The sequence below is a fragment of the Thermoactinomyces sp. DSM 45892 genome, from assembly GCF_900107305.1.
Taxonomy (GTDB): Bacteria; Bacillota; Bacilli; order Thermoactinomycetales; family Thermoactinomycetaceae; genus Baia.
This window is the reverse complement of sequence record NZ_FNPL01000020.1, coordinates 1-16,082: the sequence shown is the minus strand read 5'-3', so window position 1 is coordinate 16,082 and position 16,082 is coordinate 1. Positions and strand designations below refer to the sequence as shown.

Below are 16,082 nucleotides of genomic sequence, written 5' to 3'. Positions count from 1 at the left end.
ATCTTTTAGCTAGCACCACGGTTAATATTTATCATTTTTCATTAAGGGGGCATAACATGTCGCAAGCGAATATCCCTAACATCTCACCGAATATCTCGATTACTCGAGAAGACGCAGTAAATCTATTGCTATCATCCATTGCATTAGAAGAACTAGGCTTAAGTCATATTATTAATGCCGAGGGGGAAAAGCTTCAATACGTTCTCGGAACGCTACCCGGAGTCTCAACATCCTTCCAACCTTCCATTAGTGATTTACTTACGATAAACAGCAGTGTTCGCGACACGATTAATGTAATCGGGAAAAAAGAATGGATCCTAAATGAGAAGCTAGAAAATGTGTTAAACACAGACGTTACCAGAGGACCCGTAGGCCCTGCAGGTGCCACAGGACCTCAAGGACCGACAGGAAATTTTGTTACAGGTGATTTCTTATTTTTAGTTCAAGGGAATTCAGGCGCGGACGGAAATATTCCACTCGGTTTCGGAGATACCCTCAACTTTATATCTGATACGTTAGAAATCACGGTAACGCCTGGTTCTGCCATCGTAAAACTAGAAGTTCCCACTGGAGCTAACGGGGCTACGGGGGCTACCGGAGATACTGGGCCTCAAGGACCTACGGGCGCAGATGGTGCGGATGGTACTACAGGACCTCAAGGGGATACCGGACCTCAAGGTCCCACGGGTGCAGACGGCTCTACGGGACCTCAAGGACCTACGGGCGCAGATGGTGCAGACGGCTCTACGGGACCTCAAGGACCTACGGGCGCAGATGGTGCAGACGGCTCTACGGGACCTCAAGGACCTACGGGCGCAGATGGTGCAGACGGCTCTACGGGACCTCAAGGACCTACAGGTGCAGATGGTGCAGACGGCTCTACGGGACCTCAAGGACCTACTGGCGCGGATGGTGCAGACGGTGCTACAGGACCTCAAGGGGCTACAGGACCTCAAGGTTCCACGGGTGCGGATGGAGCAGACGGCTCTACAGGACCTCAAGGGAACACCGGGCCTCAAGGTCCCACTGGAGCTACGGGACTTCAAGGGGCTACAGGACCTACTGGCAACACTGGACCTCAAGGGAACACCGGGCCTCGAGGGAACACTGGAGCTACGGGACTTCAAGGGAACACCGGGCCTCGAGGGAACACTGGAGCTACGGGACTTCAAGGGGCTACAGGACCTACTGGCAACACTGGACCTACAGGAGTAACTGGTCCAACAGGAACTATAGCTTCACAATTTGCTTTATTTTACCATATTATTAATTCTGGAACACCAGAGGCAGTTCCTGCCGGACAACTTTTTCCTATTACTCAGGCTTCAACTAATAATACAGCAGGTTTTTCCTTAGCCAGCAATCAGATTACCGTTTCTCAAGCGGGTATATATCTAATTAACTTTCACGTCATTGGTGCCACTTCAAGTTTTGTAGGTAGTAGGATTCAGGTCAATGGAGTTCACGCGCCACCATATGGTTCACACTCTCCACAAGGGAGTGGTGCCTCAGTAGGGCAGGCTCTTCTACAGTTAAATGCGAATGATGTTGTTTCTATAGTAAATGCTTTCGGTAGTAACACAGTCTCTCTACAACCTTCGCAAGGTAGTTTAATTAGTATGCCTGTAGAGATATCGTTTCTATTATTGATTTAGTTTTTGGAGCTCCTATTGAAGAAGACTCCTGTTATCCCAGATAATGCTGTTGATGGGGGAATCGTGGAAATAACATATATTATACCCGTGGTGCCAGTTAAAAGATGATAAACAAATAGCTCTTTGCAACAATTCCTTCATTTGATTATGGAATCTCCGCCAGAAAGGACAGATGAAGAGGATAATTCAACAACAGGTGGTCAAAATGTGGTCAGACCACTACATCATTCATTCTTTATTACTGCGTTGGAAATAAAAACAAGGATGTAGTTCAGAGTGAACTGCATCCTTGTTCATCTTTAGCCAAGATCAATACTCACTTCCATTGCAAAAATTGTTCATCAAGTGTAAAGTCTGTAGAGAGTTGAGATTTTTGTAGCATAGAAGGGCAGATAGAATTATATCGTCTGATAAGAGCATTTATTGGCTTTAAATCTTTTTTTGTAGCCGACTGAGATTGCTGGAGTAGCTCCTGAATGGCTCTACGTATCTTTAATTGAACCTCAACCCATTCAGGTCGGTAATTTGCATTTTTCAGCATTCTATCCATAATATCTCCCTCTAGCACATCCTTCTCCAGTTTTTGTCCCTGTGGAACATCATCAAATCCTCCCTTATCCTTATACTCTTGAAACATTTGATCAAACCAATCTCCACTTGTCTGAGTTGTCACACTCCGAGTATGCTTTGCTTCATTCTGTTCGCCCATCATATCACCTACGCCCGTTGATATTTTCGTTGCTCATTCGTAGACTCACTACAGACTAGATAACCTCATTCTACTACTTACTCTTACATTACTTATAGACTAAGATGATTTTTTAACAGAGCTATATTCCTTGAAATAATGTAACTTTGAAGGTAACAAGACAGCTGTCATTAGGGCAACTGAAATCAATATCATGAAATGAGAGCCAATAATATTGATGTTTGATCGATTGGAATATTATTCTGATAGAATGTACATGTTCAAAAACTGAGATTCTTCTCTTTTTGAGAGAAAATTCAGGACCCCTTTCCCAAAATATCGAGGAGTATCTATTTTGTATCAAAAATATGAAATATAGTCTCTTGTAGTCAATATTATATCGTACCTAGGATCTAGTTTTATCTATTTCATCACCCGAAAATAAAAAGAACAAGCCTAAGGGCCTGTCCAAAATAAAAAATATATAACAAGGCAAAAAAACATGATCAATCCCCTTGTTCATGTTGTTTGCAAATATTCTATTCTTTTACCATAACTCTATCGAATTCATCATGACTAGGTAAAACGAGTGAAGTTGGTTCAAATGAAGAGCAGGTATTGTTGAATATTCTAAAAGCTGCGCGCACATCCAATCTTGTTGGGTGGTCACAACCTTCAGGCGTGACCTGTCTAACACCAACGAAGATCCAGAAAATATCGCAATTAGATACTTCGGGATCACACTTAAACGACGAATCCTGTAAGCAAGCCACTTGATCCACATAAGCAACGTCTTCAAGGGATACATAAGAAAATGAATCAGGACATTCGCTTTCAACAGGTACACTAATCACATAGTTAAAAGCTCCCACAGCTCGAACCGCTTGGGCTCGAAACACAATCGGACCACAATCATTTACCATACCTGGACATTCAAAAGCAACTTCTTCCGTTCTGCAGTCTAAACCTGAGTGAATTCCTACATGAAGATTGCCTTCACCAGATAACCGAAAACCTTCCGGTAAATTGATAGTTCCACAAATAGATACCGTTTGATGACAATGGATCACTTGTTCTGGACTTGGCTGTCCTGCGTTCTTTTTTCCACAAGCCATGATATCAACCTCCTCTAGTATTCTCACTATCTTATTCAGGAGATTGATAGCCGGTTCTATGCTAAAATTCATTTTTCCAAGTTTGATTCATTTATGATCGCTAATATTTGATGATCTTCCCAATTCCCATTCACTTTTAAGCTCTTTCTTGCAATCCCTTCCTTATGAAACCCGTTCTTTAAGAGCACTGAAATAGATCCAAGGTTATGGGGTAAAACGGCGGCTTCAATACGATGAAGATTTAGCTCTTGAAAGGCATGAACCACTACCAATTTTACCGATTCAGACATATATCCTCTACCATTATAATCCTGATCTAGCGTGTAACCAATCCAACAGCTTTGTAAGTGTAGTCTCATAACCCGATTCAGCATGACTTTGCCAATCAACTCATTTGACTCTTGTAAGTAAATCAAGAAAAGATATCCACGATCTGTTTGGGCGTCTTCAATCGCTTTTTTTACAATCTCCCATTGACCCTGGGTAGTATAATCAAAATCCTCTTGTTTTCTAAAAAAGGGCTGAAAGAAATCTCGGTTCTTTACCTCAAACTTTACTAGTTCACCTACGTCTTCTTCCTCAACTAATGTAATATAGATATTCTCACCTTGTATCTTCTCCTTCCTATCATGACATCTCTTTAGCATGGCTATCCCCTTCCTCATTTCATTCTCAATATCTTTACCTTATTACTTGTCACTTGCAAAAATATCGATACCTAACCCATATAAAACATCGATTGCCTCCCTCACCGGTAACTTGGGTAACCGAAATTCCTCTGCTATAAACTCTTCTATTTCTTGTATAGTAGAAAAGCAAATCTCTTCTGGTCCACGGTCGACATAACGAATTCGACATTTATTATTCACCAGTGATACATTGCGATTCTGATCCGTTTGCCATAGTTGACATCTTAATGCTGACATGAAAGTAGCCCCTAATTGGAACGAGTTTTGCAATGCAGGTAGAAAATCAGAAGGCTGGTATTTTTTATGTGCGAAAAACGCCCATTCCTTTCCACTTTTCTTACCATCTGTATAACGAACAAACTTGTATTTATGTTCTTGCAGGGAAATAGGTAGCAAGTAAACTTTATCATCCCCAAAATAGCTCATATTTTCACCGGGCCTTTCATAACGAATCGGTTTAAATATAGGCGCAGCTGCTCCAAAATCTATAAAAACTCGCTCTTCATCTAATATGACAATGATCCCCATATGGTTTTCTCCAAGCATCGCACCATAACAGTCGAAACCGAGTTCTGTTAATAACTGAATGACGTTTGAATTCTGGGTAAAACAAGTACCTCCAAAATGAAACTGGCTATAACCATCTACAAACTGTTCGAATGAAGGGATTTCATACCCCCTTCCAACGTGGTCTCGATACGAAATGAGCTTACTCACATTTTCAAACGGAAAAGTATTCAAATGAGCATGGCAAATGCGAGAGAGATACTTATAGTTTGGTTTCTCTGCAGAAAGACCCATATACTCTAAATATCTGCTTGCTGTCGTAGATATCGTATTCATCCACATCTTCTCCTTATGGATTTCTATTTAGCCACTTCTACATTTCAAAAAAATGCATAGTAAGGTGGTTCGAGTGTTTTTACAATTCCACTCTATAATCCTCTCCTAATATTAGATATAAAAACATCCCCTCTAGATATCATATCTAAAGGGGAGCAAATTTCAGATGATTATTCAACTGTTACGGACTTTGCAAGGTTACGTGGTTTATCAACATCATATCCACGCTCTACACAAGCATAGTAAGCAAGAAGTTGTAATGGAACTACTGTTAAGACTGGAGCAAAGAGGTCACTTACTTGTGGAATCGTGATTACTTCATCCACCGACTTGATTAAATCTGTGTCCCCTTCAACTGCTAAACCGAGTACATAAGCTCCACGTGCTTTTACTTCTTGGATATTGGAAACCGTTTTTTCAAACACGGATTGTTGTGTCGCCAATGAGATAACAGGGATATTATCTTCAATCAACGCAAGTGTACCGTGCTTCAACTCACCTGCAGCGTAAGCCTCAGAATGGATATAAGAGATCTCTTTTAACTTCAAAGAACCTTCTAATGCTACAGCATAATCTAATCCACGGCCTAGGAAGAATAAGTTGTTGTGCTTTGCAATGCTACGTGCAAACGCTTCAACTGTTTTTTCTTGTTTTAGCACCTCTTCCACTTTAGCCGGGAGAGTAAGAAGATCGGTTACGATGGTTTGTAGCTCTTCAGCAGACTTGTAGCCTTTCGCTTGTGCAAAGTAGATGCCTAGTAGATAAATGGCAATCAACTGGGAAGTGTATGCCTTTGTAGAGGCCACCGCAATCTCTGGACCTGCCCAGGTCGTGATCACATCGTCTGCCTCACGTGCAACGCTAGAGCCGACTACATTTGTAATCGCCATCACACGAGCACCATGTTTTTGCGCTTCACGTAATGCGGCCAGTGTATCAGCTGTTTCTCCTGATTGAGAAACCACGACTACCAATGTGCGATCCGTGATAATGGGGTTGCGATAACGATACTCGGATGCTACATCACACTCAACCGGAATGCGAGCAAGATCCTCAAGTACATATTTACCGACCAAACCAGCATGATACGCAGTACCACAAGCAACAAAATGGATTTTCTCTATATTCTGGATCTGCTCTAGTGTAAGTCCGATCTCTTGCGAAAGATCAACCGTATCCCCTTTTACACGACTTGCAAGCGTATCACGAATTGCTTTCGGTTGCTCATAAATCTCTTTCATCATAAAGTGGTCGAAGCCACCCTTTTCCGCTGTTTCGATATCCCAATTTACACGCATACTTTCACGTGTGATCGGTGTTCCGTCCATCGTCATCAATTCCACTCCTGCTTCATTGATAACCGCCATCTCGCCATCTTCCATGATATATACATCACGTGTGTGCTTCAGGATCGCTGGGATATCGGAAGCAATAAAGTTTTCACCTTCGCCGACTCCAACTACCAACGGACTTGCATAACGAACCGCAATCATTTTATCTGGCTCATACTCACTGATAATGCCGAGAGCATAAGCTCCATGTAAACGAGCTACCACCTTTTGAACCGTACTTAGTAATCCGCCATCCCAATGATCGGCTAATAGCTTAGCAAGAACTTCTGTATCGGTTTGGGAAGTAAAATGATATCCTTTTGCGATCAGCTCTTCCTTTAACTCAATATAGTTCTCGATAATCCCGTTATGAACGATCGCGAACTTCCCATCACGATCCACATGTGGATGGGAATTCTCATCTGATGGTTTCCCATGAGTTGCCCAACGAGTGTGGCCGATCCCTAAAGAACCCTGTAATCCACTCGTCTGCAACTTTGTTTCTAAATCCTTTAAGCGACCTTTGGATTTCTCAACATGAAGTTGCTGTCCGTTATAGATCGCTAAACCCGCAGAATCATATCCGCGGTACTCAAGCTTGCTTAATCCTTCCAATAGGATGGATTGAGCTTGCTTTCCACCAATATACCCAACAATTCCGCACATAGATGCAAACCTCCTGTTATTCTGTTACGTGCAAGTGCTACTTACTCCGGATTGTGTTTCATGCTCCTCTTGAGCATTTACGTCATATCGTAATCTTTGCTCGATCAGTCACCCAATCGGTTTGTATTACGATTCCACGGCACTGACGCATTACCGGGAGGCATCCGCCGAACACTCGATCATCCTCCACCTCGTCAACTGCATCATCTCTGCAGTTCTGGCGCTTTTAACAACAGAAAAAAATTATAACACGATAGGGGATTATTTGTCTCTGGCAACTCTATCCTCTATGTGTCATATTCCTATACTATTCAATGACCCGAGAAAAGTAAAGTGCGATATCCCTGTTATGGACATCGCACTTTTTCACTATTCACCTAATTGACGCAAAATCGTTTCGGCAATTTGCGAAACGTACTCTTCTAATTGTGCTTGATCCGGTCCCTCTGCCATCACCCGAATAAGTGGTTCTGTACCGGAAGGGCGTACCAAGACGCGACCTTCTTCCCCTAATGCATCTACAACCGATTGAATTGCTTGTTGAATCACAGGATTCGTATCCCAGCCCTCTTTCGAAGCCACACGTACATTTTTCAACACTTGAGGAAACTTGTGCATTTTATCTTTTAGATTGGACAAGGTTTCTCCTTCTTCTTTGACCGCACGTAAAAGTTGAATGGCCGATAACATACCGTCCCCTGTCGTATTATGATCTAGGAAGATAATATGCCCAGACTGTTCCCCACCTAGGTTATATCCGCCTTCACGCATTTTTTCCATCACATATCGATCCCCAACAGCAGTACGTTCTGTAGCAATTCCTGCTTCTCCGGTAGATTTAAAGAATCCGAAGTTAGACATCACTGTTGTGACAATCGTATCTTTTGCGAGTAACCCTTTTTGTTTAAAATAGTACGCACAGATAAACATGATCTGGTCACCATCAACCACATCACCCTTTTCATCTACGGCGATCAAACGGTCAGCATCTCCATCAAATGCTAAGCCCAAATGGGCCCCTTGTCTGACTACCTCTTGCTGAAGCCGCTGTGGGTGAGTGGAGCCACAATCCACATTAATATTTACACCATCTGGATTTACAGCAATGGTTGTCACATCTGCCCCTAGATCCCGTAACAAATGCGGAGCCAATTCATAAGCTGCTCCATTTGCTCCATCGACCACGATATGCATCCCGCATAGATCTGTATCAATCGTTGACTTGAGATGCTCCAGATATGCATCAATCCTGTCGCTCTCATCCGATATCCGTCCGATGTCATTTCCTGTTGGTCGTGGAATTGGGTCATTAGCTGGATCTTTTTCTAAAATCTCCAGTAATCTTTCAATCTCCGCTTCTGTCTCGTCCAATAGTTTATAGCCATCTGCTCCAAAAAATTTAATGCCATTATCCGGAAAAGGATTATGAGAAGCAGAAATCATGACACCTGCATCTGCTTTTAGATGGCGCGTTAAAAAGGCTACACCTGGAGTACTCACGATGCCTAAACGGGCTACATTTGCCCCAATGGAGAGCATTCCTGCCACCAATGCTGACTCCAGTAGCTCTCCTGATAGGCGAGTATCTCTGCCGACTGCAATTAACGGACTCGTTTTCCCACGAGTTAACACATATGCCCCCGCTCTTCCTAAACGAAAGGCTAATTCTGGTGTAAGCTGTTGATTGGCAACCCCTCTAACACCATCCGTTCCAAAAAATTTACCCACTTTCATTTCTCCTCCTTGTTCCTGTTTCCATCCAATCACGATTTGGACCGAATCTCGATCGTTGCTTTTTCCGGAGTTTGGCTTTCCAGCACAATCCCCTTCGGCAGTTTTATTTGTATGGGGACTTGGTGAACACCTACTGGAAGGTTATCCAAATCACATACGGCCTCTATTTGATCCATTTGTAATGCATCTGGTAAATTAGGCACTCCTGATAAGGAAGCATCCACTGCCTTAGGTGTTACAATCCTTGCTTCAAGTCCTTCTTCTATACGAATGGATTTGAGAGGAATATCACTTATCTGTTTCAAGTTTGACCGCTTCATTTTAACATAAATTTCTACATCCATGGGTTCCACTTTTTCGACTCCTGCAGGCTTTGGAACCTTTGCCCGAAATCGATACACACCTTCTGCCTTTGGCAATTCAACCGGAAGATCCACTTTATTTAATAACTCTAACATAGGACGATTTCCGTAGTAGGTGATCTTAGAAGGATTAGCCTTTATCTCCACTACTTCAACAGAAGAATCCTTAGTCGCATAAGTTAGTTGAATCGGAATCTCTTTTGATATAAAAGGATACGCTAAGCTGGGATTTTTTTTATATAACGTAATCGTAACCTTTTCTGGGGTGACTGTGTTTTTCACTCCAGAAGGAATCCCCGTTACGATCACAGGGACACTGCGTTGTTCTCCCTCTACAATCGGTTCATCTACACGAATTTTAGCGCGAACCCGAGAAGACGCATATTGAAGTGAAAATGGGTTTCCACTCATCATGATCGTCACTTCTTTTTGGGTTTGTATGAGCTCATAGTGCTCCTTATCATATTCTGCAGTTACAGGGACTATCTTACTTTCGGTATCATTTTGAACCCCTTCTTGATCCTTATTAAAATAATGAACCATAAACCATAAAACCCCTGCTAACAGCACTGAAATTACTCGAATGACCCAATTATTTTCTAACCACTTGTTCATTTCTTCCCTCTTCGCTCCCGCCAACTCAGGAATATCGAGATCGTTGGCGAATTTGGTTGAATCTGTTGATATAGCCGCTCAAATATCAAATCCTCTGAAATACCTCGCTCTAATTTACCACCAACCGCGATCGAGATCTGTCCTGTCTCTTCTGACACAATCACCACACAAGCATCTGAAACCTCACTCATTCCTATAGCAGCACGATGTCTTGTGCCTAGCTCTTTACTAATAGAAGGATTTTCGCTCAGTGGTAAAAAGCATCCCGCCGCCATAATCGAACCAACTCGAATCACAGCCGCTCCATCATGTAAGGGTGAATTCGGTAAAAAAATGTTTCGTAGCAATTCATTACTTACTTTCGCTTGTAATTCAATCCCTGACTCTATGTAATCGGAGAGTCCTGTCTCCCGTTCAATTACAATCAATGCACCGATTCGTTTGCTTGAAAAGTAAGTAACCGCTTTCGTTATTTCCCCAGAAACCCGTGTCACTACTTCATCTTTAGCTACTTGCCCTCTTGTAAAAAAGCCTCTTCTACCAATCTGCTCTAAGGCCCTTCGTAACTCAGGTTGGAAAATGATAATCACCGTAATAAGACCCACTGATAATAAGTTTTCAATGAGCCAACGTAATGTCCGTAGCTCGAGAAAATTACTTAATAACCATAACAACACGACCACACTAATCCCTTTTAGCAACTGAACGGCTCTCGTCCCACGTAATAACGTCAATAGTTGATATATAAGGAAACTCACTATCAATATGTCAATAAAATCATTTATATACTTTGTTATTCCAACCAATGATTGCACATTGTTTCCTCCAACGCATTTATGGATATATTATGCTTCAAATAAACAAAAAGATTTCACCCAATAAAAGGACACAATGAAAACACATCGTTCATGCAGACCATTTTAATTGAAACATAGTAAAAAGACTCCCCTTATAAAAGAGAGCCCCCTCACTCAATCCCCAGAACTATGCGATAACTCCTCGTTCATGGGAGTAGGCTTTATATTTCTCCTCCACCATGATCAACTTTAATCGTTGTACTGCTTCCCAAACATCTTGATACGATGTATATAAAGCAATAGGTGCTACTCGGATCACATTAGGAGCCCGGAAGTCAGGAATCACATTTGCTTCTTTCAGTGCCTTGCAGATCCGAGTCGCTTCTTCATGCTCCAGAGAAATATGGCCACCCCTGCGATGATCTTCCATCGGATTTCCAATCAAAAATCCCCATTCTTGAAGCTCGCTTTCAATTAACTCCATCATATATCGGGTTAACGATAAGGACTTTTTACGGATCGACTCGATCCCTACCTCTTCAAATATGGATAAAGAGCCGATCAACGGAGCTGCATTTAAGATAGACGGTGCACTCAATTGATATGCCCCTGCCTGTGTAGAAGGCTCAAATGCATGGCCCATATCAAATTGACGCTCCTTATCAGAGCCAAACCACCCGGCTAGTCCAGGAACCCTGCCAAAATGTTTTTCATGCACATAAATCGCCGCAACACTACCGGGGCCACTATTTAGATATTTATAGGAACACCAGACCGCAAAATCAACTCCCCACTGATGGAATTCATGGGGAACAGCCCCGATAGAGTGGCAGGCGTCAAATCCGATTAAGATTCCACGTTTATGTGCTTCTCGAGTAAGGAGTTCGATATCTAGTAATTGACCACTTCGATATAAAACCGTGGGTAATATGATCAAAGCGACATCATCCTGCATGCAAGCAATGATATCTGCTTCATCGATGTACCGACCCTGCCTACTCTTTACAGATAGAAAATGCTCTTCCGGATCAAGACCATGTAGCTGAAGTTGACTCTTAATCGCATAGATATCCGTAGGAAAGTCCAGCTCATTCGCTACGATTTTAGTGCGCTTCCCTTCTGGGTGATAAAAAGTCGCGATTAATTGATGCAAATTCACAGTAGTCGTCCCAGTTGCAACAACCTCTTCCTTCTTTGCTCCAACAAGGGGAGCCATCTTAGCTCCTAACATTTCAGCTAAATAAAACCACGGATACTTTCCGTTCGACCAACCGTCGATCTGATATCTCTTCCAAGATTCAAACATCTCTAAAAAAGTCTTCTCTGCTCGTTTTGAACATAACCCCAAAGAGTTACCATCCAAATAAATTTGATCCGATACCAGATAAAATTCATCTTGATACTTAGAGAGTACATCTTGATGATCCAAAAGCTTGGCATCCTCTTGAGTTGGTTTCATCGCTGTTGTTCTCCTTCTATTTAGAGTTTCGTTCGCAGATCCCAGAGTTCGGGGAAAAAACGGTGCTCCATTGTACTACGAAGGTATGGTACTCCCGGTGAACCGCCCGTTCCACGTTTAAAACCAATAATCCGCTCCACAGTCTTCATATGACGAAAGCGCCACTGTTGCATCCAATCCTCTATATCAACTAATTTTTCAGCTAATTGATAATAAATCCAATACTGATTTACATCTTGATAAACCTCCAGCCAAGCCTTCTCCACACTCTCATCGGATTGATAAGGCTTGGTCCAGTCACGATCCAGAATAGAAGGAGAGATCGTAAATCCTCTATTCGCTAATGCTTGGATGGCAACATCATATAGGCTAGGTTGTTGTAAGGCACCTTCAAGCATTTTCTTCACTTCGTCTTTATGACTGTAAATCTCCATAATAGGAGTACTTTTCTTACCTAAGTAAAATTCAATTATTCGATATTGATAGGATTGAAAACCAGAAGACTCTCCTAAGGAGTTACGGAATTCGATATATTCCGCCGGCGTTAGCGTGGACAGTACATCCCAGGATTGAATCACCTGCGACTGAATTCTGGATACTCGTGATAACATCTTTAAAGCAGAAGCTATACGGTTAGAGACAATATGTTGAATGGCTGCTTGAAGCTCATGGATCATTTGCTTCATCCACAATTCACTGGTCTGATGAATGATAACAAATAGCATCTCATCATGATGATTCGAAAGAGGGTTTTGTGCATCTAAGATTTGATCCAACTGTAAGTAATCACCATATGTCATGTTATTACGGAAATTCGTTTGTATCCCCTCAGGACGCTCTGTTTGCTCTAATCCTTCCTTCTTTACCATAATCGTCACATCCTCATCTATTAAACTCAAACTAAAAAATATAATAATGACTAATTGATTTTAAATGAAACATTCTGTAAAATGACTAATAGTATTTTACAACAAGCAAGCCCGATTGAGAACAAATACAGAAAATAAAATGGGTCTTAACGGGACGAGGTAAACAGCAAAACTTGCTATCTACCTCGTTCATCAAGAACTATAAGATTTTCTTTCCTAGCATCGAACTAATAAGAGCAACAGCCACTTTCGCCGTTAGATTAGACTGATCTAAGATAGGATTTACTTCTACAAACTCAGCCGATGTAAGAACATTTGAATCAGCTAACATTTCCATAGCTAGATGACTCTCTCGATACGTAATACCACCTGGCACCGGCGTCCCTACTCCTGGACAGTCAGAAGGATCTAAGCCATCTAGATCTAAGCTCAGATGAACACCATCTGTACCGTTACCCACAATCTCAATCGTTTCCTCCATGACACGAGCCATGCCCAAACGATCCACTTCATGCATAGTGAACACTTTGATTCCTAAATCCCGTATTAACTGTTGCTCACCCGGATCTAGCTCGCGAGCACCAACCAACACCACGTTTTCTGGGCGCACTTTCGGAGCAAAGCCCCCTAGATGAGTTAACAATGGGTGACCAATCCCTAAGCTGGCCGCCATCGACATCCCATGAATATTTCCAGAAGGGGACGTTTCACCCGTATTTAAATCTCCATGCGCATCGTACCAGATTAGGCCCATATTTTGATAATGCTTCGCCGCACCTGCAACGGTACCAATAGCCATGCTATGGTCTCCACCAAGTACCAGTGGAAAGCGCTTTCTTTCTATGACCCCCGAAACACACTTAGCAAGCTCCTCACAAACACTCGTAATCTCATGCAAATATTTTAAGTTTTGATCAGATATTTCTAAGGACTCCGGGCTTGGAATCGCTATATCACCTAAATCTTCAGCTTCAATACCCAAATCACAAATAGTCTGTTGAAGTGACGCATATCTTATCGCACTAGGCCCCATATCTACACCACGGCGACCTTGTCCAAGATCTATAGGCATTCCAATAATTGAGATAGGTCGTTTTATCATTTATTACATCTCCTTGCTACTAAAGAAGAATTGAACAATTTAAGTTTACCATATAAAAACTTTTCTTAGTAAAACATTTTACCACCCTCAACCTTCTATGACATATTTATGCATTTAACAGAATAAAAAAAAGAAAGTTTAAAAAATCATAATTTTATCCACCATATTTTTAATAACACCCATTAATAGACTTTCTGAAGCGAATTATATTTATACAGGACAACTATTATATTCGTAATATTACATCTACTCAAACACCACAATGAAGGCATTTTTCCTTGAAAAAATAAAAAAATCCCAGATAGTTGAGCTACTGGGATAATGTCATTCTCTATGGTGACCCGTAGGGGATTCGAACCCCTGCATGCCAGCGTGAAAGGCTGGTGTGTTGAACCGCTTCACCAACGGGCCCTAGTGGAGCTTCCTACCAGGCTCGAACTGGTGACCTCTTCCTTACCATGGAAGCGCTCTACCTAACTGAGCTAAGGAAGCATGGCTCCTCAAGCAGGACTCGAACCTGCAACCTACCGATTAACAGTCGGGCGCTCTACCATTGAGCTATTGAGGAACAGTGGAGCGGGTGAAGGGAATCGAACCCTCGCAAACGGCTTGGAAGGCCGATGTTCTACCACTGAACTACACCCGCATTATGGAGCGGAAGACGGGACTCGAACCCGCGACCCTCGCCTTGGCAAGGCGATGCTCTACCACTGAGCCACTTCCGCAAATCAGTAAATCAATATGAGCCATGAAGGGCTCGAACCTTCGACCCTCTGATTAAAAGTCAGATGCTCTACCAACTGAGCTAATGGCTCTCACTAAGATGTCTAAATAAAAAATGGCTGGGAAGGAAGGGATCGAACCTTCGCATGACGGAGTCAAAGTCCGTTGCCTTACCGCTTGGCTACTTCCCAAAATAAAAAAAATGGTGGAGGGAGTAGGATTCGAACCTACGAAGGCGAAGCCAGCGGATTTACAGTCCGCCCCATTTGGCCACTTTGGTATCCCTCCATATTATGGTGGACGCTGACGGGATCGAACCGCCGACCCCCTGCTTGTAAGGCAGGTGCTCTCCCAGCTGAGCTAAGCGTCCATACTTTATCAAATTTTTGGTGACCCGTAGGGGATTCGAACCCCTGCATGCCAGCGTGAAAGGCTGGTGTGTTGAACCGCTTCACCAACGGGCCATAACTAACGAGATTTATTATACTATGTACTTACAGAAAGTCAACATTTTTTCAAAAAGTATCCCTAGACATAAAAAAAGCTCCATTTCGTTTCAATGAAGGTTTGGAGCGGAAGACGGGACTCGAACCCGCGACCCTCGCCTTGGCAAGGCGATGCTCTACCACTGAGCCACTTCCGCAAATCAGTAAATCAATATGAGCCATGAAGGGCTCGAACCTTCGACCCTCTGATTAAAAGTCAGATGCTCTACCAACTGAGCTAATGGCTCTCACTAAGATGTCTAAATAAAAAATGGCTGGGAAGGAAGGGATCGAACCTTCGCATGACGGAGTCAAAGTCCGTTGCCTTACCGCTTGGCTACTTCCCAAAATAAAAAAATGGTGGAGGGAGTAGGATTCGAACCTACGAAGGCGAAGCCAGCGGATTTACAGTCCGCCCCATTTGGCCACTTTGGTATCCCTCCATATTATGGTGGACGCTGACGGGATCGAACCGCCGACCCCCTGCTTGTAAGGCAGGTGCTCTCCCAGCTGAGCTAAGCGTCCATACTTTATCAAATTCTTGGTGACCCGTAGGGGATTCGAACCCCTGCATGCCAGCGTGAAAGGCTGGTGTGTTGAACCGCTTCACCAACGGGCCATGATGGAGCTTCCTACCAGGCTCGAACTGGTGACCTCTTCCTTACCATGGAAGCGCTCTGCCTAACTGAGCTAAGGAAGCATGGCTCCTCAAGCAGGACTCGAACCTGCAACCTACCGATTAACAGTCGGGCGCTCTACCATTGAGCTATTGAGGAATATTACTAAGCCTAGCGTTTGACAATATATAAAATATACATATATAGAATATTTTATACTATTATTTAAAAGATATAGCCTGGCGACGTCCTACTCTTCCAGGACCCTGCGGTCCAAGTACCATCGGCGCTGGAGGGCTTAACGGTCGTGTTCGGGATGGGAACGAGTGGAT

At 42.9% G+C, this 16,082-nt stretch carries 12 protein-coding genes, 18 tRNA genes and 1 rRNA gene; 1 reads left to right on the top strand and 30 read right to left on the bottom strand.

Annotated elements, in window-relative coordinates; translation table 11 throughout:
* Positions 1-56 precede the first annotated feature (56 nt).
* Positions 57-1,655: an alpha-helical endospore appendage domain-containing protein gene (locus tag BLU58_RS17210; protein ID WP_093293272.1), complete on the top strand. Its 1,599-nt coding sequence runs from the start codon at positions 57-59 to the stop codon at positions 1,653-1,655.
* Positions 1,656-1,971: 316 nt separating this feature from the next.
* Here the strand turns inward: BLU58_RS17210 and BLU58_RS14505 are convergent, their stop codons facing one another.
* From BLU58_RS14505 to rrf, 30 genes are all read right to left on the bottom strand, one after another.
* Positions 1,972-2,364: a DUF1992 domain-containing protein gene (locus BLU58_RS14505; protein WP_176786701.1), complete on the bottom strand. Its 393-nt coding sequence runs from the start codon at positions 2,362-2,364 to the stop codon at positions 1,972-1,974.
* A 518-nt stretch (positions 2,365-2,882) separates the two neighbouring features.
* Complete coding sequence (locus BLU58_RS14500; RefSeq protein ID WP_093293269.1) at positions 2,883-3,458, bottom strand: hypothetical protein; 576 nt, start codon at positions 3,456-3,458, stop codon at positions 2,883-2,885.
* Between the two features lie 68 nt (positions 3,459-3,526).
* The gene (locus BLU58_RS14495) at positions 3,527-4,105 is read right to left on the bottom strand and encodes a GNAT family N-acetyltransferase (RefSeq protein ID WP_093293267.1); all 579 of its coding nucleotides are present in this window, start codon (positions 4,103-4,105) and stop codon (positions 3,527-3,529) included.
* A gap of 42 nt (positions 4,106-4,147) precedes the next feature.
* The gene (locus BLU58_RS14490) at positions 4,148-4,990 is read right to left on the bottom strand and encodes an arylamine N-acetyltransferase family protein (protein ID WP_093293266.1); all 843 of its coding nucleotides are present in this window, start codon (positions 4,988-4,990) and stop codon (positions 4,148-4,150) included.
* A 170-nt stretch (positions 4,991-5,160) separates the two neighbouring features.
* Positions 5,161-6,987, bottom strand: coding sequence for a glutamine--fructose-6-phosphate transaminase (isomerizing) (glmS, locus tag BLU58_RS14485; protein ID WP_093293264.1), 1,827 nt, complete (start codon positions 6,985-6,987; stop codon positions 5,161-5,163).
* 369 nt (positions 6,988-7,356) lie between these two features.
* Positions 7,357-8,715 (bottom strand): phosphoglucosamine mutase, encoded by a 1,359-nt coding sequence (gene glmM, locus BLU58_RS14480; RefSeq protein ID WP_093293334.1) that lies wholly within the window; start codon positions 8,713-8,715, stop codon positions 7,357-7,359.
* Positions 8,716-8,750: 35 nt separating this feature from the next.
* Positions 8,751-9,698: a CdaR family protein gene (locus tag BLU58_RS14475; RefSeq protein ID WP_093293262.1), complete on the bottom strand. Its 948-nt coding sequence runs from the start codon at positions 9,696-9,698 to the stop codon at positions 8,751-8,753.
* Complete coding sequence (gene cdaA, locus BLU58_RS14470) at positions 9,695-10,513, bottom strand: diadenylate cyclase CdaA (RefSeq protein WP_369813808.1); 819 nt, start codon at positions 10,511-10,513, stop codon at positions 9,695-9,697. The genes BLU58_RS14475 and cdaA overlap by 4 nt, the downstream gene beginning before the upstream one ends.
* A 169-nt stretch (positions 10,514-10,682) precedes the next feature.
* Positions 10,683-11,954 carry a kynureninase gene (gene kynU / locus BLU58_RS14465; RefSeq protein WP_093293261.1) on the bottom strand — a complete coding sequence of 424 codons (1,272 nt, stop codon included), beginning with the start codon at positions 11,952-11,954 and terminating at the stop codon, positions 10,683-10,685.
* A 20-nt stretch (positions 11,955-11,974) separates the two neighbouring features.
* A complete protein-coding gene (kynA, locus tag BLU58_RS14460) occupies positions 11,975-12,823 on the bottom strand; it encodes a tryptophan 2,3-dioxygenase (protein ID WP_093293259.1) in 849 nt (282 codons plus the stop codon).
* 199 nt (positions 12,824-13,022) lie between these two features.
* On the bottom strand, positions 13,023-13,922 hold the full coding sequence (gene rocF / locus BLU58_RS14455) for an arginase (RefSeq protein WP_255404739.1): 900 nt from the start codon (positions 13,920-13,922) through the stop codon (positions 13,023-13,025).
* Between the two features lie 337 nt (positions 13,923-14,259).
* A tRNA-Glu gene (locus tag BLU58_RS14450) sits at positions 14,260-14,336 on the bottom strand.
* A gap of 4 nt (positions 14,337-14,340) precedes the next feature.
* Positions 14,341-14,417 (bottom strand) — tRNA-Thr (locus BLU58_RS14445).
* A 1-nt stretch (position 14,418) separates the two neighbouring features.
* A tRNA-Asn gene (locus tag BLU58_RS14440) sits at positions 14,419-14,493 on the bottom strand.
* A 4-nt stretch (positions 14,494-14,497) separates the two neighbouring features.
* Positions 14,498-14,571 (bottom strand) — tRNA-Gly (locus BLU58_RS14435).
* A 4-nt stretch (positions 14,572-14,575) separates the two neighbouring features.
* A tRNA-Gly gene (locus BLU58_RS14430) sits at positions 14,576-14,650 on the bottom strand.
* A gap of 17 nt (positions 14,651-14,667) precedes the next feature.
* Positions 14,668-14,740 (bottom strand) — tRNA-Lys (locus BLU58_RS14425).
* Between the two features lie 24 nt (positions 14,741-14,764).
* A tRNA-Gln gene (locus BLU58_RS14420) sits at positions 14,765-14,839 on the bottom strand.
* Between the two features lie 12 nt (positions 14,840-14,851).
* A tRNA-Tyr gene (locus tag BLU58_RS14415) sits at positions 14,852-14,936 on the bottom strand.
* Between the two features lie 6 nt (positions 14,937-14,942).
* Positions 14,943-15,018: transfer RNA gene (locus BLU58_RS14410), tRNA-Val, on the bottom strand.
* A gap of 17 nt (positions 15,019-15,035) precedes the next feature.
* Positions 15,036-15,112: transfer RNA gene (locus tag BLU58_RS14405), tRNA-Glu, on the bottom strand.
* Between the two features lie 104 nt (positions 15,113-15,216).
* Positions 15,217-15,291, bottom strand: a tRNA-Gly gene (locus BLU58_RS14400).
* A 17-nt stretch (positions 15,292-15,308) separates the two neighbouring features.
* Positions 15,309-15,381 (bottom strand) — tRNA-Lys (locus BLU58_RS14395).
* A 24-nt stretch (positions 15,382-15,405) separates the two neighbouring features.
* Positions 15,406-15,480, bottom strand: a tRNA-Gln gene (locus BLU58_RS14390).
* 11 nt (positions 15,481-15,491) lie between these two features.
* A tRNA-Tyr gene (locus BLU58_RS14385) sits at positions 15,492-15,576 on the bottom strand.
* A gap of 6 nt (positions 15,577-15,582) precedes the next feature.
* Positions 15,583-15,658, bottom strand: a tRNA-Val gene (locus BLU58_RS14380).
* Between the two features lie 17 nt (positions 15,659-15,675).
* A tRNA-Glu gene (locus tag BLU58_RS14375) sits at positions 15,676-15,752 on the bottom strand.
* A 4-nt stretch (positions 15,753-15,756) separates the two neighbouring features.
* Positions 15,757-15,833, bottom strand: a tRNA-Thr gene (locus BLU58_RS14370).
* 1 nt (position 15,834) lies between these two features.
* Positions 15,835-15,909: transfer RNA gene (locus BLU58_RS14365), tRNA-Asn, on the bottom strand.
* A gap of 78 nt (positions 15,910-15,987) precedes the next feature.
* Positions 15,988-16,082 (bottom strand): 5S ribosomal RNA (gene rrf, locus BLU58_RS14360); the annotation flags it as partial.